General features: G+C 68.1%; 21 protein-coding genes. 6 read left to right on the top strand and 15 right to left on the bottom strand.

Annotated features, from left to right (window positions below):
- Positions 1-176: 176 nt before the first annotated feature.
- Together AC6CR5_RS01365 and AC6CR5_RS01360 are read left to right on the top strand one after the other, a co-directional pair.
- Positions 177-1,979, top strand: a complete 1,803-nt coding sequence (locus AC6CR5_RS01365) for an ABCB family ABC transporter ATP-binding protein/permease (protein ID WP_047992940.1) — start codon at positions 177-179, stop codon at positions 1,977-1,979.
- Between the two features lie 52 nt (positions 1,980-2,031).
- Positions 2,032-2,418, top strand: a complete 387-nt coding sequence (locus AC6CR5_RS01360) for a Rieske (2Fe-2S) protein (RefSeq protein ID WP_006386601.1) — start codon at positions 2,032-2,034, stop codon at positions 2,416-2,418.
- 4 nt (positions 2,419-2,422) lie between these two features.
- On the opposite strand, the gene AC6CR5_RS01355 is transcribed toward AC6CR5_RS01360, so the two are convergent.
- On the bottom strand, positions 2,423-3,409 hold the full coding sequence (locus AC6CR5_RS01355; protein ID WP_020927072.1) for a bile acid:sodium symporter family protein: 987 nt from the start codon (positions 3,407-3,409) through the stop codon (positions 2,423-2,425).
- Positions 3,410-3,517: 108 nt separating this feature from the next.
- On the opposite strand from AC6CR5_RS01355, the gene AC6CR5_RS01350 reads away from it, so the two are divergent.
- Positions 3,518-4,360 (top strand): LysR family transcriptional regulator, encoded by an 843-nt coding sequence (locus AC6CR5_RS01350; protein ID WP_020927071.1) that lies wholly within the window; start codon positions 3,518-3,520, stop codon positions 4,358-4,360.
- Between the two features lie 42 nt (positions 4,361-4,402).
- Here the strand turns inward: AC6CR5_RS01350 and AC6CR5_RS01345 are convergent, their stop codons facing one another.
- The 8 genes from AC6CR5_RS01345 to AC6CR5_RS01310 all read right to left on the bottom strand — a co-directional run bounded on the left by AC6CR5_RS01345 (position 4,403) and on the right by AC6CR5_RS01310 (position 11,798).
- A complete protein-coding gene (locus tag AC6CR5_RS01345) occupies positions 4,403-4,933 on the bottom strand; it encodes an OsmC family protein (protein ID WP_047992941.1) in 531 nt (176 codons plus the stop codon).
- 77 nt (positions 4,934-5,010) lie between these two features.
- Positions 5,011-6,501: a c-type cytochrome gene (locus AC6CR5_RS01340; protein WP_227740208.1), complete on the bottom strand. Its 1,491-nt coding sequence runs from the start codon at positions 6,499-6,501 to the stop codon at positions 5,011-5,013.
- A complete protein-coding gene (locus AC6CR5_RS01335; RefSeq protein WP_047992942.1) occupies positions 6,495-7,280 on the bottom strand; it encodes an ABC transporter ATP-binding protein in 786 nt (261 codons plus the stop codon). The genes AC6CR5_RS01340 and AC6CR5_RS01335 overlap by 7 nt, the downstream gene beginning before the upstream one ends.
- On the bottom strand, positions 7,274-8,293 hold the full coding sequence (locus tag AC6CR5_RS01330) for an ABC transporter permease (protein WP_006388028.1): 1,020 nt from the start codon (positions 8,291-8,293) through the stop codon (positions 7,274-7,276). Before AC6CR5_RS01330 ends, AC6CR5_RS01335 begins: the two co-directional genes overlap by 7 nt.
- Complete coding sequence (locus tag AC6CR5_RS01325) at positions 8,280-9,311, bottom strand: ABC transporter substrate-binding protein (protein WP_047992943.1); 1,032 nt, start codon at positions 9,309-9,311, stop codon at positions 8,280-8,282. Before AC6CR5_RS01325 ends, AC6CR5_RS01330 begins: the two co-directional genes overlap by 14 nt.
- Positions 9,312-9,460: 149 nt before the next feature.
- Positions 9,461-9,781: a hypothetical protein gene (locus tag AC6CR5_RS01320; protein ID WP_047992944.1), complete on the bottom strand. Its 321-nt coding sequence runs from the start codon at positions 9,779-9,781 to the stop codon at positions 9,461-9,463.
- 146 nt (positions 9,782-9,927) lie between these two features.
- On the bottom strand, positions 9,928-10,806 hold the full coding sequence (locus AC6CR5_RS01315; RefSeq protein WP_020927067.1) for an N-formylglutamate amidohydrolase: 879 nt from the start codon (positions 10,804-10,806) through the stop codon (positions 9,928-9,930).
- A 2-nt stretch (positions 10,807-10,808) separates the two neighbouring features.
- Complete coding sequence (locus AC6CR5_RS01310; protein WP_047992945.1) at positions 10,809-11,798, bottom strand: Bug family tripartite tricarboxylate transporter substrate binding protein; 990 nt, start codon at positions 11,796-11,798, stop codon at positions 10,809-10,811.
- 149 nt (positions 11,799-11,947) lie between these two features.
- Between AC6CR5_RS01310 and AC6CR5_RS01305 the strand changes: the two genes are divergently transcribed.
- Positions 11,948-12,889 (top strand): LysR substrate-binding domain-containing protein, encoded by a 942-nt coding sequence (locus tag AC6CR5_RS01305; RefSeq protein WP_006388023.1) that lies wholly within the window; start codon positions 11,948-11,950, stop codon positions 12,887-12,889.
- Between the two features lie 89 nt (positions 12,890-12,978).
- On the opposite strand, the gene AC6CR5_RS01300 is transcribed toward AC6CR5_RS01305, so the two are convergent.
- The 5 genes from AC6CR5_RS01300 to AC6CR5_RS01280 form a co-directional block, all read right to left on the bottom strand.
- Positions 12,979-13,194, bottom strand: a complete 216-nt coding sequence (locus tag AC6CR5_RS01300) for a hypothetical protein (protein WP_006388022.1) — start codon at positions 13,192-13,194, stop codon at positions 12,979-12,981.
- A 102-nt stretch (positions 13,195-13,296) separates the two neighbouring features.
- Positions 13,297-14,403 carry an AGE family epimerase/isomerase gene (locus AC6CR5_RS01295; protein ID WP_020927064.1) on the bottom strand — a complete coding sequence of 369 codons (1,107 nt, stop codon included), beginning with the start codon at positions 14,401-14,403 and terminating at the stop codon, positions 13,297-13,299.
- A gap of 149 nt (positions 14,404-14,552) precedes the next feature.
- Positions 14,553-14,765, bottom strand: a complete 213-nt coding sequence (locus AC6CR5_RS01290) for a hypothetical protein (RefSeq protein ID WP_006218759.1) — start codon at positions 14,763-14,765, stop codon at positions 14,553-14,555.
- A 366-nt stretch (positions 14,766-15,131) separates the two neighbouring features.
- Positions 15,132-15,356 carry a hypothetical protein gene (locus AC6CR5_RS01285; RefSeq protein WP_006388020.1) on the bottom strand — a complete coding sequence of 75 codons (225 nt, stop codon included), beginning with the start codon at positions 15,354-15,356 and terminating at the stop codon, positions 15,132-15,134.
- Positions 15,357-15,398: 42 nt separating this feature from the next.
- The gene (locus tag AC6CR5_RS01280) at positions 15,399-16,304 is read right to left on the bottom strand and encodes a DMT family transporter (protein ID WP_054505526.1); all 906 of its coding nucleotides are present in this window, start codon (positions 16,302-16,304) and stop codon (positions 15,399-15,401) included.
- 160 nt (positions 16,305-16,464) lie between these two features.
- Here AC6CR5_RS01280 and AC6CR5_RS01275 point away from each other — a divergent pair, with 160 nt between their 5' ends.
- Both AC6CR5_RS01275 and AC6CR5_RS01270 read left to right on the top strand, forming a co-directional pair.
- Positions 16,465-16,935, top strand: a complete 471-nt coding sequence (locus AC6CR5_RS01275) for an Lrp/AsnC family transcriptional regulator (protein ID WP_006388018.1) — start codon at positions 16,465-16,467, stop codon at positions 16,933-16,935.
- Between the two features lie 112 nt (positions 16,936-17,047).
- Positions 17,048-17,281 carry a hypothetical protein gene (locus AC6CR5_RS01270; protein ID WP_020927062.1) on the top strand — a complete coding sequence of 78 codons (234 nt, stop codon included), beginning with the start codon at positions 17,048-17,050 and terminating at the stop codon, positions 17,279-17,281.
- Between the two features lie 84 nt (positions 17,282-17,365).
- Here the strand turns inward: AC6CR5_RS01270 and AC6CR5_RS01265 are convergent, their stop codons facing one another.
- Positions 17,366-17,959, bottom strand: coding sequence for a BPSL1445 family SYLF domain-containing lipoprotein (locus tag AC6CR5_RS01265; RefSeq protein WP_006388016.1), 594 nt, complete (start codon positions 17,957-17,959; stop codon positions 17,366-17,368).
- Positions 17,960-18,192: the final 233 nt, after the last annotated feature.

Below are 18,192 nucleotides of genomic sequence, written 5' to 3'. Positions count from 1 at the left end.
GCGCCCGTATGGAAAAAAACAATGCGAAAACCGGATGGAAAACCCCCGGGAGTGGTGCTTTCATCCCAGGGGTTTTCAACTAGATCATAGCGCTGGTGCCGGATAATGGGCCTTTTCGGGGCCTTTCACCCCCTTGGAACCCTGGGCCGCCCCCCGCCTGAACAACTTCCGTCCCCATGACCGCACCAGAATCCCGCCCCGCCGGACGCGGTGGTTTCGCCACCCTGCGCACCCTCTTTCCCTACCTCTGGCCGCCCGGCCAGGCGGGGTTGAAGGCCCGGGTGGTGGCCGCCCTGCTGTGCCTGTTCGCCGCCAAGGCGGCCACCGTCTACGTGCCGGTGCTGTACAAGCACGCCATCGACGCCCTGGGCGAAGGCGCGCCGGGCGCCGTGACCGTGCCGCTGGGCCTGATCCTGGCCTACGGCGGCGCGCGCGTGCTGTCGCTGCTGTTCTCGGAACTGCGCGACGCCCTCTTCGCTCGCGTCGGCCAGCACGCCATCCGCTCGGTCGGCCTGCGGATCTTCCGCCACCTGCACGGCCTGGCCCTGCGTTTCCACCTGACGCGCCAGACCGGCGGCCTGACCCGCGCCATCGAGCGCGGCACCAAGGGCATCCAGACGCTGCTATCGTTCCTGCTGTTCAACATCCTGCCGACCTTCTTCGAGATCGGCCTGGTCTGCATCGTGCTGTGGCGCATGTTCGACGCCTGGCTGGCGCTGGCCACCGGCGCGACGGTGATCCTGTACATGGCCTACACGCTGGCCGTCACCGAATGGCGCGCCAAGTTCCGCCGGCTCATGAACGAAACCGACTCCGAGGCCAACACCAAGGCCATCGAGAGCCTGCTGAACTACGAGACGGTCAAGTACTTCGGCAACGAGGAACACGAAGCGCGCCGCTACGACGCCTCGCTCACCCGCTACGAGCGCGCCGCGGTGCGCAGCCAGGTGAGCCTGTCGATCCTCAACGTCGGCCAGGCCATCATCATCTCCGCCGGGCTCACGCTGGTGATGTGGATGGCCGCCAACGGCATCGCCGCGGGCCGCTACACCCTGGGCGACTTCGTGCTGGTCAACACCTACCTGCTGCAGTTGTACTCGCCGCTCAGTTTCTTCGGCTTCATCTACCGCGAAATCAAGCAGGCCATGATCGACATGGAACGCATGTTCGAGCTGCTGGGACAGGACCGCGAAGTGGCGGACCGCCCGGACGCGCAGCCGCTGCGCGTGGAAGGCGGCGCGGTCGAATTCCGCGACGTGCGCTTTGGCTATGACGAACGCCGGCCCATCCTCAAGGGCGTGAGCTTCACCCTGCCGGCCGGCAAGACCCTGGCCGTGGTGGGCACCTCGGGCGCGGGCAAGTCCACCATCGCGCGGCTGCTGTTCCGCTTCTACGACGCCGACGCCGGCGCCATCCTGGTCGACGGCCAGGACATCCGCGACGTCACCCAGTCCAGCCTGCGCGCCGCCATCGGCGTGGTGCCGCAGGACACCGTGCTGTTCAACGACACCATCCGCTACAACATCGGCTACGGCCGTCCCGGCGCCACCGACGCCGAGATCGAGCACGCCGCCCGGCTGGCGCACATCCACGACCTGATCATGGCCATGCCCGACGGCTACCAGACCATGGTGGGCGAGCGCGGCCTCAAGCTGTCCGGCGGCGAAAAGCAGCGCGTGGCCATCGCCCGCACCCTGCTCAAGGACCCGGCCATCTTCCTGTTCGACGAAGCCACCAGCGCGCTCGACACCCGCACCGAGCGCGACATCCAGGCCAACCTGCGCGAAGTCAGCCGCGGTCGCAGCACGCTCATCATCGCCCACCGCCTGTCCACCGTGGCCGATGCCGACGAGATCATCGTGCTGGAGGATGGCCGCATCGCCGAACGCGGCCGCCACACGTACTTGCTGGCCGCGGGCGGCCTGTATGCCGCCATGTGGACGCGGCAGCAGGAAAACACCGCCGCGCCAGCGGATTGACAAGCCCCGCCCCCCTATCCGAAGATCGCACCCTTTGCTTCCAAGGCCATCCATGCAGGATTCCCGCATCGCCCCCGAAGTCCGCGTCTGCGCCGCCACCGACCTGGTCAACGGCGGGCTCGGCGTCAAACTGCCGGTCACCGACAGCGCGGGCCGCACCACCGCCTTCTTCGTGCGCTACCAGGACCGGGTGCACGGCTACCTGAACCGCTGCGCCCACGTCGGCGTCGAACTCGACTGGGAAGGCAGCTTCTTCACCCGCGCCGGCGACCTGATCATGTGCGCCCGCCACGGCGCCACCTACCAGCCCGACACCGGCCTGTGCGTGGGCGGTCCCTGTAAGAACGGCCGTCTCACCGTGCTGGCGGTCGAGGAACGCGACGGCGCCGTCTACTGGCAGCCCAGCGGCAAGATCCAGCCGCTGGCCGCCGAAGGCTGAGGCCTCAGGCGCGGGCCGGCTCGGCCGCCTGCGTCGGCTCGGCCCGGTCGGCGTAGCGGCGCGCCAGCACCGCGCAGACCATCAGCTGCATCTGGTGGAAGATCATCAGCGGCAGCACCACGATGCCCATCTGCGAGGTGCCGAACAGCACCGTGGCCAACGGAATGCCGGATGCCAGCGACTTCTTCGACCCGCAGAACACCAGCGTGATCTCGTTCTCCTTGGACAGCCCGAGCTTGCGGCTGCCCCAGGTCGTGAGCAGCAGCACCGACCCCAGCAGCAACGCATTGACCAGCACCATGGTCGCCAGGTCGATCGCCGGGAACGCATGCCAGATGCCCTGCGCCACCGCCTCGCTGAACGCGGTGTAGACCGCCAGCAGGATCGAACTGCGATCCACCTTCGACAGCACCCGGCTGTTGCGCTGCGCCCAGGCGCCGATCCACGGCCGCAGCAGACTGCCCACCGCGAACGGCAGCAGCAGCTGCAGCAGGATGCGGCCGGCGTCGGCCAGGCCGTGGCCGCCGCCCTGGCGATGCAGCAGCACCGCCACCAGCAGCGGCGTCAGCACGGTGCCCAGCAGGTTGGACGCGGTCGCCGCGCAGATGGCGCCCGGCACATTGCCGCGCGCCATCGACGTGAAGGCGATCGACGACTGCACCGTCGACGACAACGTGCACACGAAGATCACGCCCAGCCACAGCGACGGCGTCAGCAGCCCGGGAAACACGGCCCGCAACGCCAGCCCCAGCGCCGGGAACAGGATGAAGGTGCACCCGAGGATCAGCGCATGCAGCCGCACGTCCTTGACCCCCGCCACGATCGCGTCCGTGGACAAACGCGCGCCGTGCAGGAAGAACAACAGCGAAATCGCCACATTGCTGGCCACCATCATGAACGACGCGCCCTTGCCCACGGCCGGGAAAAAGCTGGCGAACGCCACGGTGGCGATCAGGATGAGAGTGAATTGGTCGGGCAGGAAGCGGCGCATGGCGGGAGGTTTCCGGGAAGGTTGCGGAAACTATAGGCGCGCGGCTTGCTATCGTGAAGGCCACTGGTTACTTTAACTGCTATCGAACTTTCCTATAGGCAGGCCGCCATGCTCAACCCGCTCTGGCTCAAGACCTTCGCCACCGCCGCGGGCGCGCCCAGCTTCAGCGAGGCGGCGCGCCGCCTCGGCCTGACCCAGCCCACCGTCAGCGAACACATCCGCCAGCTGGAGCTGGCACTGCAGCGCCGCCTGTTCCTGCGCGACACCCACTCACTGGCCCTGACCAGCGACGGCCGCAGCCTGCTGGTGCACGCCGAAATCATCCTCGACGCGCACGAACGCGCCGAGCGGCTGTTCGACGCCCCGCGCCTGCGCGGACGCGTACGGCTCGGCACCTCCGACGATCTGGCGATGGGCCCGCTGCCCGACGTGCTGGCCGCGTTCCGCCAGGCACATCCCGAAGTCGAGCTGGACATCACCATCGGCGTCACCAGCGACCTCTACCGGCTGCTCGACGACAACGATTTGGACGTCATGATCGGCAAGCGCCGCCGCGGCGACCGCCGCGGCCAGACCCTGCACAAGGAAGCGCTCCTGTGGCGCGTCCGCGAAGGCCTGCGCCTGGCGCCCGACGCGCCGCTGCCGCTGATCCTGCTGCGCGAGCCCAGCGTCACCCGGACCCTGGCGCTGGATGCGCTGGCGCGCGCCGGCCGCAGCTGGCAGATTGTCTGTACCAGCACCAGCTACGCCGGCTGCCAGGCGGCCGCCCGCGCCGGCCTCGGCATCACGGTGCAGCCCTCGCACCTGTCCACCGCCGGCCTGGCGGCGCCCGCCGGCGCACTGGCCCTGCCGGCGCTGCCGCAGGTGGAATTCATCGTGATCTCGGCGCCCGCGCCCAACCAGCCGACCCGCGCGCTCACCGAAATCCTGATGCGCAGCTCGTTGACCTGAAACCTTCAACCGGACGACCGCGCCGGCGCAGGCCCCGGCCGCTCAGACCCGTGACCGCGTGTGCCGCACGCTGCCTTCCAGCGGCTGCGGCTGCTTGAGCAGGTTCAGGATCGGGCACCACTGCTCCACCGCCTCATGCACGGCCCGCACCGCGTCCTCGTCGGCCGGCGACACGATGTGCGCGGTGTAGCGGATGTTGTGCGGAAAGAACGGCACCTGCTCGTAGCCCGGCTTGCCGCCGCGCGGATCCAGGTCGCCTTCGATCTCCACCTGCAGCGATTCCAGGGGCAGTTCCAGCTCGGCCGCCTTGATCAGGAAGATGTGCGTCAGGCAACTGCCCAGCGATCCCAACAGCAGTTCCGGCGAACTCGGCCCAAGGTCATAACCGGCGAAATCCGCCGGGCTGTCGCTCACCACCTGGTGATCGCGGATGCGGATGCGGCGCACGCCGCTGCGACCTTCCGCGCTGACCTGCGCGCGCAGCTTCACCGGCGTCACCGTGCGCGGGTCTCGCGCATTGCGCGCCAGCACCGCCTCGCGCTTCTGGCCCAGGTATTCATTCAACGTGCTCATCTTGCCTGCCTCGCGTATGTGAAAAGTGGAAGGGAAATGTGCCCGGATGGCGAGTCGCCATGCCGCCCGAACACGCGCTACTGCCTGCGGCGCGTATCCGGAATCCCGATGGGGGCACGGTCCATCGCCAGCAGCAGCGCGCCCAAGCCCTGCGCCGTGGTGTTTTCCATGCGGCCGCCCGGCCCGCAGACGTTGTCCGCGCTGGTCCAGGCCGGCGCCGCGCCTGGCAGGCGCCGCGCCCGCAGCCAGCCGCGGCGATCGACCATGAACTGCGCGCCCGCCAGCCCCTGCGGCGCCAGCCCGGCGGCCAGCGCATAGGCATTCCAGGCGTCCTCGTCCACCGCCGCGCAATCGGCATCCCCGGGCAGCGGACCGCCGCGCGTCAACGCCACGGTCAACAGGCGCGGATCCTGCGGTTCCGGCGGCGCGCCCGGCATCGCCGCCACCACGCGTAGCGGCAGGCCGCGCAGGCCGGCCAGCGTGACCGCGCGCCCGTCGCGGCACGACAACGCCACCACCGGCGCGGGAACCGCCGGCATGCCCGCGCCGCCGTTGACGCCATAGGCGTGCACGCGCAGGTAGTCCAGCACCTGCCAGATCTCGTCGGCCGTCAAGGCCTGCGGCGGACCGGCAACGCGCGCCGCGGCGGCCGGCCTGTCGCCAGGCAGTCCGCTGCCGGAGCGACCGTCCCCGCCCTGCGCGCCAACGGCATGCCCGTGGCCGCCTTGCGCCAGGCGCCAGTGCAACTCCCCTTCGAGCCGGTTCTCGAACAACGCCGCGCCCAGCACGCTCGGCCAGGTCGGCAGCCCCGGCGCGAGCGGCCCCCGGCCATCCGCCCGCTCGCCATGGCAGGCCGCGCAGTGGCTCTGGTACAGGCGCGCACCTTGCAGCAGATTGCGATCCGAAAACACCAGGGGCGAACGCTGGTACGACGTGGCCGTCGCTTCCGTCAGCAGCATGCGCGGCGCGGGCCAGCTGGCGCTGGCCAGCAGGCCCGCGGCGGCCGTCAGCCATACCAGCCGGCCCCGCCGCGCAAACAGCGCGCCCACCAGCAGCGCCAGCGCCGCCGCCGTCAATCCCGCCGCCAGTCCCAGGCGCCGCCAGGTATGCGTGCCGACCGGCAGATCCGGGTCGTAGCGCCAGGTGAACGGCCAGTGCGCGATCGCCAGCGCCTCCTCCGGCTGCCAGGCAATCGCCAACGCCAGCAGCGTCGCCAGCAGCGCCAACGCTGCCAGTACCGTGGCGCCGGCGCGGCGCCACGCCTGCCCCGCCCGTTCCGGCGCGCGGCTGTGCAGCCAGCAAGCCACCAGCGCCGCCAGCAGCAGCACAGCGGCGACGGCCAGGGCCAGGTGCCCCAGCCGCGATCCCAGCAGGCCGGGCGCGCCCTGCACCCGTTGCCAGCCCAGCGCAAGCACGCCGCCCACCGCCGCCAACGCCAGGGCCGCCAGCCACGGCAGCGGCAGGCCGGCCGTGATCGCATCGCCCCGCCGGCGCGCGGCGGCCAGGCACGCCAGCATGCCCGCCGGCGCCACCAGGGCCGCCAGCGCCAATGCCGCGTTGCTCACCACGTTGCATCCAGCCCCAGCAAGGCCAGCGCCTGGCGCCGCAACTCGGCCAGGCGCGGGTCGCCGCGATGGCGCGGATACGGCAGGTCGTTGACGATCTCATCCTTGATCCGCGCCGGCCGTTCGCTCAACACGATGATGCGCGAGGCCATGAACAGGGCCTCCTCGACGTCGTGCGTCACCAGCAAGGCGGTGAAGCCGCTGCGCTGCCACAGCTCCACCAGCTCGGACTGCATCGCGATCCGCGTCAGCGAATCGAGCTTGCCGAGCGGCTCGTCCAGGATCAGGATGCGCGGATCGTTCACCAGCGCGCGTGCCAGCGCGGCGCGCTGTGCCATGCCGCCGGACAGCTGGTGCGGGTAGGCCTGGCCAAAGGCCGCCAGCCCCACGCGCTGCAACGCGTCGTCGACCCGGGCGCGCTGTGTCTTCAACAGTCCGCGCGCCTGCAGGCCCAGCGCCACGTTGTGCCATACGGTGCGCCACGGATACAGCGTCGGATCCTGGAACACCACGATGCGCGATGGCGACGGTCCGTCGATCGGTTCGTCGTCGGCCAGCAGGTCGCCCTGGGCCGGCGGCTCCAGCCCCGCCACCAGCCGCAGCAAAGTCGACTTGCCGCAACCGCTCGGGCCCAGCAGCGCCACGAACTCGCCGGGCCGCACCTCCAGGTCGATATCGTCCAGCACCGGCAACGCCGCGCCGTCCAGCTCGAAGTGGTGGTTCACGCCCCGCACCGCCAGCGCCGCGCCGCGCGCCGCCGCTTCCTGTGCCGCCGCTACCATTTCACCACCCCCTTCTGCCAGGCCAGCAAGCGATCACGCCCCGCGAACAGCAGCGTGATCAGCCCCGAGAACACCAGCGCCATCACGATCAGCGCACCGTACATATTGGCGTACGACGCCCAGCCCTGCGCCCACGACAGATACCAGCCCAGTCCCGATTTCACGCCCATCATCTCGGCCGCCACCAGCACCGAAAACGATGCGCCCAGGCCCATGAACAGGCCCACGAACACCTGCGGCAAGGCCGCCGGTATCGCCACCCGCAGCACCAGGAACCACTCGCTCGCCCCCATCGTCCGCGCCACATCGTAGTAGGCGCGGTTCACGCCCGCCACGCCCGACCAGGTCAGCACCGTGACCGGGAACCAGGTCGCCAGCGCGATCAGGAACACCGCCGCCGACCAGCTCGACGGGAAAAAGAAGAACGCCATCGGCAGCAGCGCCGTCGACGGCACCGGCCCCAGGAAGCGCAGCACCGGATGCACCCAGTAACCCAGGCCGCGCGACCAGCCGATCGCCACGCCGGTCAGGAAACCCGCCGCCGCGCCCAGGCCGAAGCCATTGGCCAGCAGCCAGAGCGAGTTGGCCAGGCTGTCGGCCAACCGCTTGTAGTCGCTGACGTAGACCTCGATCAGCGACTGCGGCGGCGCGAAGAACGGGCTGGGCAGCAGCGCCAGCTTGGCCGTGGCGACCTCCCACAGGCCCACCGCCACGGCCAATGCCAGCAGCCACGGCCCGGCCCGGTGCAGTGCCCGCACCGGACGGCGGTGGGCGGCGCCGGCCACCGCCGCCAGCAGCAGCAAGGCCGCCAGCACCAACGCCGCCACGCCGAATTCACGCGTGTAGCCCCATGACGTGAAGCCCACCTCCACGTTGGGCCAGCGCAGCGTCACCGCGCCCACCGCCGCCCACAGGGCGGCGGCGGCCACGCCGGTCTTCCACAGGCGCCAGGGTTGCGCCGCGGCCGGCGCGCCGCGCAACGCGCCAACCGCCAGCGTGTCAGCCGAGGACATTGGGCACCACCGCTTGCGCGTACTTGTTGATATCGAGGTTGGCGCCGAGCACCTTGATGGTCTTCAGATCCTTGGCATAGCCCACGATCTCTTCGCGCAGCGCCCCGCCGGTCGACGCGTGGCCATGGCTATGGCTGCGCAGGATCGCCGCCACGCGCTCGGCCGGCACCTTGCCCGGCACGTAGGGCGCGAAGATGCGGGCGGTCTCGTCGGGATTGGACGCGGTCCAGCGCTGCGCGTCGATCACCGCCCGGGTGATGGCCGCGGCCGACTCGGGATCGTTGCGTACCAGGTCGCCGCGCAGCCCGAGCACGCAGCAGGTGCGGTTCTCGTAATCGCCTTCGATGTTGGTGGCGATCTCGCGCAGCTTGTTGTCCTCGCGCAGCGTGTAGATCAGCGGATCGTCGCCGGCGATGGCATCGACCTCGCCCTTTCTCAGCACTTCGCCGAACAGGTCCTGCGGATACTGGCGCCAGTCCACCGACTCCGGATCGATGCCCAGCTGAGCCACGCGGATCGCGAAGAAGTTCTTCACCGGGCTGGCCTGGTCGGACACCGCCACGCGGCGGCCCTTCAGGTCCTGCACACTCTTGATCGGCGAGTCCGCCGCGGTCAGCAGGCGCATGCAGCCACCGTGCGTGCCCACCGCCAGTTTCACGTCAAAGCCCTGCTCCAGCGGCTTGAGCCAGCGCAGCGCCATGCCGATGCCGCCATCGGCATGGCCGGTGGCGATGGCTTCAAGCAACTGGTCGGTCGAGCCGCTGAAATTGATGCGCTCGACCTTGAGGTTGTACTTGTCGAAAAAGCCGCGCTCCAGCGCCACCGACACCGGCGACTGGCACACCGCGGTCTGGCTCCACGCGATCTTGTAGGTGCGAGGCGCGCCATTGGCCGCCAGCACGCGCGAACCCAGCATACCCAGCGGCGCCGCAAGGCCCGCCGCGGTTGCCGCGCGCAGCAATGCGCGTCGCGAAATGCCGCGCGCCGCATGGGCGCGCGTTTGGACGTTCGTATTCATCAACCTTCCTTTTGAGCAGACTGTGAATGGCGATGCTTGCCATGCGGCATCATCGGCCCGCGCTCAGGCGTTCGACAAATACAAAGTGGGGATAACAATATGTGGGCGGCGGCCGCGCCGCCGGGTCCCGCGGCAGGCTGCGCGCGGCCCTAGTCCGGCAGGTGGTCGGGAACGCCGTGCTCGTCGACGGACTTGACGCGGTCCAGCGCGTTGCGCGCGGCCGACATCGCTTCGACCGTGCCGCGGAAACGACGCGTCACGAAGATCTCGAACGCCAGGCTTTCGGCTTCTTCCTCGACCTCGGGCGTCTCACAGGGCGGCTGCGCGTCCGGGGCGCCGGGGGCCTTGGCCGCCGCATCCGCTTTCACCGGCAGGCGCCGCGTTTCCAGAAAGGCGCGCGCCGGAATGCGCCCCTCGGGTTGCGTCGCGTACGCCACGACGGAAAAACCATTGATGATCTTCTCGGCCATACCGGTTCCCTGTAGGCCGCGCCAATGATCGACGCAGCACGTTGTTAGCGACAACGGCCGCCCGCCGGGAAACTTAAGCGCAAGCGCGACGGCCCCGATTGACTCGCATCAACCGGGGCCGCGGAATCGCGACGATGCACGCGCTTCTATTTTGTCGACGATATCGCCGGCATGCGCGCGCGCACGTATTGCGCCACCTGCGCCAGCACCTGCGACAGGTCGGCGCGCAGCGACTCGAAGCCCGCGTTGCGCTCGCGGGTCGCCTCGTCCATGTACAGCGGACGCCGGATCTCCACCTGCAGACTGTGCCGGTTCAATGCCGGCTGGCCGATCTGCGCGATCAGTTGCACGCCCTTGTAGGGATCGTTGCGCGCCACGGTATAACCGCGGTCGCGCAGCGCCGTCTCGATCAGCGCGATGAACTCCGGCTCACAGGTGGTGCCGTCGCGGTCGCCCAGCACGAAATCGGCCAGCGGATGCGCGCTCTCGCGGCCCAGCCGCTCATAGGCATCGTTCGGCATCGAGTGCAGATTCAGATGCCAGACCGCGCCGAAATCGCGTTGCGCGCTTTCGATGGCCTGCGCCAGCGCCGCGTGATACGGCTCGTAGTACGCCTGGATGCGGTGGCGCACTTCGGCCAGCGACAGCTTGCGGTCATAGATCGGCGTGGCCTTGTCCATGCGGCGCCAGATCAGGCCCTTGCCCAGCCGGGTCTTCTCGCCGGGATCGAGCGGCTCCGGCCAGGGTTCGGCCAGCAACTCCGGATCCAGGTCGCGCAGCGTGCGGTTGGGATCGATGTAGACGCGCGGAAAGTGCGCCGCCACCAGCGTGGCGCCCAATGCCGGCGCCGCCGACCACAAGGCGTCCACGTGCGTGTCCTCGCCCTGGCGCAACTGCGCCAGGCTGGCCGCGGCGCCGAAATCGGCGGGGTATTGCTCGCCGCTGTGCGGCGAGTCACACACCAGCGGCAGGGCCGGCGCGGTCGGGGCATGCACGGAAACGGCTTGGAAGTCGGCGTTCGTCATCGTCAGTCAGCCTGGATGTTGGCGGCCTTGGCGACTTTGGCGTAGCGCGCCAGGGCCTGTTCGATCTGCGTCTTGAATTCCTGCGGCGTGGTCGGCATCAGCGTACCACCGACGTCCTCGGCCTTCTTGCGGAACTCCGGATCCTGCATCGCCGCGCGCACCGCCTGGTTCAGGCGCTCGATCACCGCCGGCGGCGTGCCGGCCGGCGCCACCAGGCCGAACCAGCCGCCCGTGCCCATGTCGGGGTAGCCCAGTTCGATATAGGTCGGCACGTCCGGCAGCAGCGGCGAGCGTTCGGCGCCCAGCACCGCCAGCGGCCGCAGCTTGCCGCCCAGCACCTGCGGCAGGGTCGAGGACAGGTTGTCGGTGATGGCGTCCACCTGCCCGCCCATCACGTCATTGAGCGCCGGACCGGCGCCGCGGTACGGCACGTGCAGCAACTTGATGCCGGCCAGCATCATGAAGTTCTCGATGTTCACGTGGCCCAGCGAGCCCACGCCCGGCGAGGCAAAGCTGTACTTGTCCGCCTGGCCCTTGGCCAGCGCGACGAACTCGGCCATGTTCTTGGCGGGGACCTGCGGATTGATCGCGAAGATACTGGGCACGGCCAGCACGTTGGCGACCGGCTCGAAGTCCTTGAGCGGGTCGTAGTTCATCTTGCGATAGACCGCCGGATTCGACCCGTGCGTGCTCATCGTCGCCATGCCGATGGTGTAGCCGTCGGGGGTCGAGCGCGCCACCTGTTCCATGCCAAGCGAACCGCCCGCGCCGGCCTTGTTCTCGACCACGATGGTCTGCTTCAGGTCGCGGCCGGCGTACTCGGCCACCAGGCGCGCCACGATGTCGGTCGAACCGCCGGCGGCGAACGGCACCACCAGCTTGATGGGGCGGGAGGGATAGTCGGCGGCGTGCGCCGGACCGGCAAAGGACAGCGCGGCGCAGACGCCGGCGAGCGCGATGCGCGCGGAACAGCCGAAAAAGCGGCGGGACATGGAGCGACTCCGGAAAAAGGTGCAGGTCTTGCTGCGAGCCCGCCAGTGTCCGAACTTTACGATCCCCTTTCAAACGACTATATTGCACGCCTTCATTACCAACGCTCATGCTAAGGGGCCTGTCGCCTGGCCCCGGGGACCGCCGCGCCATGCGCCTGCACTCGCCGTCCATGTCAGAGCTGCACGCCTTCATGACGGCCGCGCGGCTGGGCAGTTTCACCCTGGCGGCCGAGACCCTGTGCGTGACCCAGGGCGCCGTCAGCCGCGCCATCGCGCGGCTAGAAGCGCATTTCGGCCAGCCGCTGATGCGCCGCAACGCCCACGGCCTGACCCTGACCGAGACCGGCCGCAAGCTCTATGAAGGCGGCCAGGCGCCGCTCCAGGCCATCGAGGCGCTCAGCGCCGAACTGCGTGCCGATGACCGCCGCCTGCGGTTGACCCTGTCCAGCGTGCCGACCCTGGCCAGCGCCTGGCTGGTGCCGCGCCTGCCCGACTTCCACCGGCGCCATCCCGACATCCAGCTGGGCTTCGCGGCCTATCGCCGCAACGAGGATTTTTCCGGCGCCACGCCCGACGCCAGCATCCTTTCCGGAGAAACCGGCCAATGGCCCGGTTGGCAGGCGGACTACGTGATCGGCCGGGAAATGATCGCCATCTGCAGCCCCGCCCGGCTGGCGGCGCGGCGCGCTGCCGGCCTGTGGGACACCCCCGCGGGGCTGCTCGGCGAACCATTGCTGTACCACTCCAACGGCATGGACAACTGGACCCGCTGGTTCGAGGCCGCCGGCGTGCGCCGCGACGGCCTCAAGCTGGCCGGCGGTTTCGACCAGGTCAGCATCCTGGTCCGCGCCGTCATGGCCGACATGGGCATCGCCGTGCTGCAGCGCTGCCTGCTGCAGGACGACCTGCAGAGCGGCCGCGTCGCCGCGCCCTTCCCCGACCTGCGCATCGCCATCTCGCGCGGCTACCATCTGTGCGCGCCGCCCCAGCGTCGCGACCACTACGCACTGGCCTGTTTCCGGCAATGGTTGCTGGACACCGCCCGCCAGGATCCCGACAACACCGCGCCGGCCGCCGGCACAGCCGTGTAACGGCCAGGAAACAAAACGGGCCCCGAAACGGGGCCCGACAGTAACAAGCAATTGCAGCGACCTTGCGGCGCCACCCTATATCGACGCCCTCAGGGCGCCAATTTGAAGCCCAGGTCCACGCCCCACTTGTCCGTTTCGCGCAGCCACTTGGCGCCGCAGTTCAAGCAACGGAAATGGTCTTCGCGGCTTTCCTCGCGGCCTTTCTGTGTCGGGTTGGTGAATCCCTGGTGCCCCAGATGCGAATGCGGCGCGACGCCTGCAAGCCCGGGGTTGATGCGTTGGCAAGCCAAGCACATAACGCTCATTGATGCTTCCCCACAAACATAGTTACTAAATTGTAAGGGATTTCACCAATGTTTTTCTATTAAAACCTATCCTCGATTAAACAAAAATTGTTAACGGCGCAATTAAACAACGCCAGGCAGCGCCGCCAGGCAGGTCGCCAGGTGGTACGGCGAAGTCGACGGCATGTCCGGACGCACCACCGCCCCGGCGGCGTCCAGGCATTCATACCAACCGCCGGGATGCAGGAAACGGGCACGGAACGCCGCCAACGCCTGGTTCAGGGCGGCCTGCTCGCCCAACACCGCCAGCACCCGCAGGTGCTCCGTCTGCGCCCATATGCGGCGGGTATCGTCCAGCACCGCGCCCTGCTCGTCCAGCGCCGCCGCAACGCCGCCCGCGTCGACGCCATGGCCTCGGGCCCAATGCACGCCGCGTGGCAGCGACTCGGCCAGGTCCAGCCCATCGAACACCTCGGCCGACTCGCGCACCAGAGACAACCACTCGAATTGATGTCCCGGTTCGATACGATTGCCCGGCGTGCCCTGCGGCAGCTCCGCAATGCACTGCGTCGACGCGCTCAGGAACGATTGGGTCATGACCTGCGCCAACCCGCGCAACCGCTTGGCGAACAACGCCGGTTCCGCCACCTGGGCGGCGGCCAGATAGGCCTCGGTCAGATGCATCATGGGGTTCTGCGCGGGGCCGCGCAGCACCTGCTTCCAGTCCGCGTTCAAGGCGGCGTGATAAAGGCCGTCGGCCGATTTGAAGCGCGACTCGATGACCTCCGCCGTGGCCAGCATCAGTTTGCGCGCTTGCGCGTTGCGCGAGCGCCGGAAATGCGCGGCGCAGGCAAACACGATGAAGGCGTGGGTGTACAGATCCTGCGTCAGGTCCAGCGGGCGTCCCTGCGCGTCGACGCTGTAGTGCCAGCCGCCATGCGCCTCGTCGCGAAACACGCGCACCAGCGAATCGAACAGGCGATCGGCGTGCGCGCCCGCCGCGGCGCCCGGCGCCGTGGCATAGACGTACAGCTGACGCGCGCACGCCATGGCGCGATAACGCTCGGCCGGCAACGGCGCGCCGCTGGCGGCATCCAGGGATTCAAAGGGCAGACCCAGGGTGTCATTGAAGCCCGGCCCCATCCACAGGGGCAGGATGACGGAGTCGAAATGCTCGCGAAATGCGGTGATGTGCTCCGCCAGCGCGGAGTTGGTCTGTGCGGCAGTCATCTTGGAACGACGCAAACCCGATAAGGGCCGCTTGTTATGGAGCAGCGACGATAACCGAAATTTTCGTCGCCATCTCCGGAACGCCATTCTGAGCGTCATGCGCACACAGACCCGTACAGCCGTTCAGCTTCCGTACAGCGCACGAGCGCCTAGCGGAAGATGTTTTCCTCGACCCAGTTCTGCGCGAATATTTCCGCGCGATCGCGTGCTTCGTCCAACGAAGCGCAGTTGCCCAAGTGGGAAAACGCGGCATCCACTTCGGTGCCGCCCTCGGCCGTTACCGTCAGCAATACGCCATATCCGCCGGTATCCATGGCCGCTGTGGAAACGTCGATCAGTACTTCCTGGTCACGATGCTGCATGTGCTACCTCCCAGTCGGTTACCTAAACGCGTGAACCACGCGTGACGCATGCGGGTGCAGAATTCCCGCGCTATGAATAGACCTGAATCCGTCACGCAAGTTCATCTTACCGGCGGCGCGCGCGCCGCGATACGTCCGGACGCAGCCAAATCGAACAAACCGTCTCAGGAGATTCCCGTAGCCCGGCCGGACAAGCGCGGACATCGTGAAATATCACATGAACATTCGCAAGAAATGGACGGAATGCCCCCGCGTTAACGCGTACGTCAAGAACCTGTAGCGGACTCGGAGGGGGACGAACCATGAGGACGGCCGGGATCGGCCTGAGGAGGAACACGGGCGCCGGCTGGCGCCGCTACATCCGCCCTAGCGCAAATGGATGGCGCCGGGTTCTTCCATGCGCAGCGCCAGCTTGCCTTTTTCGGTGATCACCCAGGCGCCCCCGGGGCCGGCATCGATGCAACGCAATGTCTGCAACGCTTCGGCCACGTGCGCGGGCACGCTGGTCTGGACGGCGCCCGGTTCCGAATTGTCGGCAACGATGCGCAGCCAATGTCCCAGTTCGCCTTTCTCGAAACGATGCAATGCCATGCGTGACTCTCAGTTCAATACTGCAACGATAGCATGCCGGCCCTACGACGGCCGTAGCGCCAGGGGACGGCGCGACGCCAGCGCCGACCCCGCCACGCTCAATGCGATCAGCCCCAGCCCCAGGGCCAGGTCCGGCGAAATGCGCTCATGGAACACCAGCGACGATACGATCAGGCCGATGACGGGCACGCACAGCATCGCGATCGAGGTCGCCACCGGCGGCAGTTTCTGCGTCATGCCCAGCACCACGATGAAAGTCAGCGCGGTGGCCAGCGGTCCGGTATACAGGATCACCGGCCAGGCATCGGGCACGGCCAGGAACAGCGGGGCGCCATCGCGCAGCCATGCCAGGGCCGCCAGCGGTACGGTGGCGATCGCCGTCTGCCACGGGATCATGTCGGCCCCCAACCGCACATGGCGGTGGCCACGCAACTGGATGATGTTGCAGGCCCAGGCGAAAGACGCGCCAAGCAGCATCACCAGGCCGATCACGGTATGCGCCTGCCAGGGGCTGAACGCCGGCGCCACGATCACGCCGATGCCGGCATAACTGAGCGCGGTGGCCAGCCATTGCGCCGCCGACAACCGCTCCTTGAGCACCAGCGAGGACAGCGGAATGACCCAGATCGAGGTGGCGTATGCGATCACCGATGCGCGTCCCGGCGCCACGTATTGCAATGCCCACAGCGCCAGCGCCGTGAACGCGCCCATCTGCAGCAGCGCCACGCCGGCCACCAGCGGCCACTCCTGGCGCGTCGGCCATCGCAGCCGCCGCAGCGCCGCCAGCACCACCACGCTGATCAGCGCCGCCGAGCCAAAGCGGCTGGCCGCCAGCCAGAGCGGACTCATGTGCGCCAGCCCCAGTTTCATGACGGGCCAATTGCCGCCCCAGATCATGACCGCCCCCGCCAGGGGCCAGAACTTGCGCAACGTGCTCTGCTGAATCATTACCGCCACATCTACCGCTTGAATATTCCGTACCTTGGCCAATTCGCCAAAGAAAGGATTAGTCTATAGGGTAAACCCCAGCATATTTCACCTCAATTCACCGCAGGAACGGGCATACTCGGCACAAATGCATTGCCCATCCACGAACGACAGGTCTGTTATGCCGGATATCAACCTGGATGCCACCGACATCCGCATTCTCAACGAACTCCAGCGCGACGCGCGCCTGACCAACGTCGAGCTGGCCGCGCGCGTCAATCTCTCGGCATCGCCTTGCCTGGCGCGCGTGCGCCGCCTGGAAACCGAAGGCCTGATCGACCGCCGCGTCACGCTGCTCAACGCGCGCAAGCTCGGCCTGAAGGTCAATGTGTTCATCCAGATCTCGCTGGACAAGCAGCGCAAGGCGGCGCTCGATGTGTTCGAACGCGAGATCGCCGTGCTGCCGGAAATCATGGAGTGTTACCTGATGTCCGGCGACGCCGACTACCTGATCCGCGCCCTGGTGCCCGACGTCGACGCGCTCGAGCGCCTGATCGTCGAACACATCACGCGCATTCCCGGGGTGGCCAGCATCCGTTCCAGCTTCGCGCTCAAGCAGGTGCTCTACACCACCGCCGTCCCGCTGGGCTAGGCGCCGCACAAGGCCCGCGCGCTTGCGGGATCGGGCTGCCAGCCCCACAATGAAAAGCGTCCGGCCCCGGACCGAGGCCGGCGCCCCTTCATCGCTTAGCAAGGAGTCCACCATGCCTGAAACCGACTGGTACCCCGGCAGCACGCTACCCGATCGTCAGGGCTACTTCGAAGTGGCATTCGACACCGGAGAAACCGAAATCACGCGCTACGGCATCCTGGGCTGGGAACCCGCCGAGGAACGCGGCCGCATCCTGCGCTGGCGCGGCCTGGATCCGAAGATCGAAGCCGCCGAAATCGAACGGGAAAGCGCGGTGCGCAACCACGGCGACGATATCCTGCGCTGACACGCGCCTTCTCAACGCAAAACGCCGCGGCTTGCGCCGCGGCGTTCTTGTTTGCGTCGGCCGCAGGGCCGGCCGCGACGGTCTTTACATATCGATCTTCGCGATCTTGGTGCCTTCCAGCGACACGCCCGCCATCAGGCCGCCGTTGTTGAGCACGAAACCCACCACCGGTTGCTGCGCCGTATTGGTATCGATACGGCCGTTGGCGCCGATGTTGACCACCGCCACAGTGGCATCGGCGCCCACCGTCCAACCGTTGCTGTTGCGGAATTTGTTCAGAGCTTCATCCGTCATGAACAGCACGAACATCGCCTTGGACTGCGCGCCGGCCTGGAAGCCGATCGAACCCGCCGTGGTGCTGTAGTAACCGGCGTTGGCGCCGCCGACACGCAGCACGCCCTTGCCGTGTTGCGCACCGATGAAGAAGCTGCCGCTCAACACGTCAGGGAAGATCAGCACGCCCTTGGCGCGCGCGACCAGGTCCTTCGATTGCGGCGCGGCTTCGTACAGCTTGCCCAGAGACGCGTTGGCCGCGCTGTTGATCGACTGCCGCTGCTCCGTGGCGGAAGCATTCGATTGCGGCGAAGTCGTGGTGCAACCGGCAAACAACAGGCCGGCCACGCTGATGGTCGCGGCGGCCAGACCGACGCGGCGCAGGACAGGAAAAGTGTCGAACATGGAACTCTCCTTTTTTGTTGTCATCCGTTATCCACTCTACCGGCCTAGAGCGCGGGCGCAAGGCACATGATGTGATAAACGAAACAAAACCTACCGGGCGGGCGTTCAACGGAACCCATGCCGGACCACGGGTGGCGCAAGGCGCCATGCCCGCTTGCGCGGCCCGCCGGAGCAACATTTGGTAGGGCAATCCGCGTCTCGATACCAGCCTGCAAGCCGACCGAAACCCAGCC

Source organism: Achromobacter sp. EG18 (genome assembly GCF_059759395.1).
This window is presented reverse-complemented; position numbering and strand designations above follow the sequence as displayed.

Bases quoted from the DNA above. Each gene is read 5' to 3' on its own strand.
- AC6CR5_RS01365 (WP_047992940.1), top strand. From the start codon at position 177: ATGACCGCACCAGAATCCCGCCCCGCCGGACGCGGTGGTTTCGCCACC.
- AC6CR5_RS01360 (WP_006386601.1), top strand. From the start codon at position 2,032: ATGCAGGATTCCCGCATCGCCCCCGAAGTCCGCGTCTGCGCCGCCACC.
- AC6CR5_RS01355 (WP_020927072.1), bottom strand. From the start codon at position 3,409: ATGCGCCGCTTCCTGCCCGACCAATTCACTCTCATCCTGATCGCCACC.
- AC6CR5_RS01350 (WP_020927071.1), top strand. From the start codon at position 3,518: ATGCTCAACCCGCTCTGGCTCAAGACCTTCGCCACCGCCGCGGGCGCG.
- AC6CR5_RS01345 (WP_047992941.1), bottom strand. From the start codon at position 4,933: ATGAGCACGTTGAATGAATACCTGGGCCAGAAGCGCGAGGCGGTGCTG.
- AC6CR5_RS01335 (WP_047992942.1), bottom strand. From the start codon at position 7,280: ATGGTAGCGGCGGCACAGGAAGCGGCGGCGCGCGGCGCGGCGCTGGCG.
- AC6CR5_RS01330 (WP_006388028.1), bottom strand. From the start codon at position 8,293: ATGTCCTCGGCTGACACGCTGGCGGTTGGCGCGTTGCGCGGCGCGCCG.
- AC6CR5_RS01325 (WP_047992943.1), bottom strand. From the start codon at position 9,311: ATGAATACGAACGTCCAAACGCGCGCCCATGCGGCGCGCGGCATTTCG.
- AC6CR5_RS01320 (WP_047992944.1), bottom strand. From the start codon at position 9,781: ATGGCCGAGAAGATCATCAATGGTTTTTCCGTCGTGGCGTACGCGACG.
- AC6CR5_RS01315 (WP_020927067.1), bottom strand. From the start codon at position 10,806: ATGACGAACGCCGACTTCCAAGCCGTTTCCGTGCATGCCCCGACCGCG.
- AC6CR5_RS01310 (WP_047992945.1), bottom strand. From the start codon at position 11,798: ATGTCCCGCCGCTTTTTCGGCTGTTCCGCGCGCATCGCGCTCGCCGGC.
- AC6CR5_RS01305 (WP_006388023.1), top strand. From the start codon at position 11,948: ATGCGCCTGCACTCGCCGTCCATGTCAGAGCTGCACGCCTTCATGACG.
- AC6CR5_RS01300 (WP_006388022.1), bottom strand. From the start codon at position 13,194: ATGAGCGTTATGTGCTTGGCTTGCCAACGCATCAACCCCGGGCTTGCA.
- AC6CR5_RS01295 (WP_020927064.1), bottom strand. From the start codon at position 14,403: ATGACTGCCGCACAGACCAACTCCGCGCTGGCGGAGCACATCACCGCA.
- AC6CR5_RS01290 (WP_006218759.1), bottom strand. From the start codon at position 14,765: ATGCAGCATCGTGACCAGGAAGTACTGATCGACGTTTCCACAGCGGCC.
- AC6CR5_RS01285 (WP_006388020.1), bottom strand. From the start codon at position 15,356: ATGGCATTGCATCGTTTCGAGAAAGGCGAACTGGGACATTGGCTGCGC.
- AC6CR5_RS01280 (WP_054505526.1), bottom strand. From the start codon at position 16,304: ATGATTCAGCAGAGCACGTTGCGCAAGTTCTGGCCCCTGGCGGGGGCG.
- AC6CR5_RS01275 (WP_006388018.1), top strand. From the start codon at position 16,465: ATGCCGGATATCAACCTGGATGCCACCGACATCCGCATTCTCAACGAA.
- AC6CR5_RS01270 (WP_020927062.1), top strand. From the start codon at position 17,048: ATGCCTGAAACCGACTGGTACCCCGGCAGCACGCTACCCGATCGTCAG.
- AC6CR5_RS01265 (WP_006388016.1), bottom strand. From the start codon at position 17,959: ATGTTCGACACTTTTCCTGTCCTGCGCCGCGTCGGTCTGGCCGCCGCG.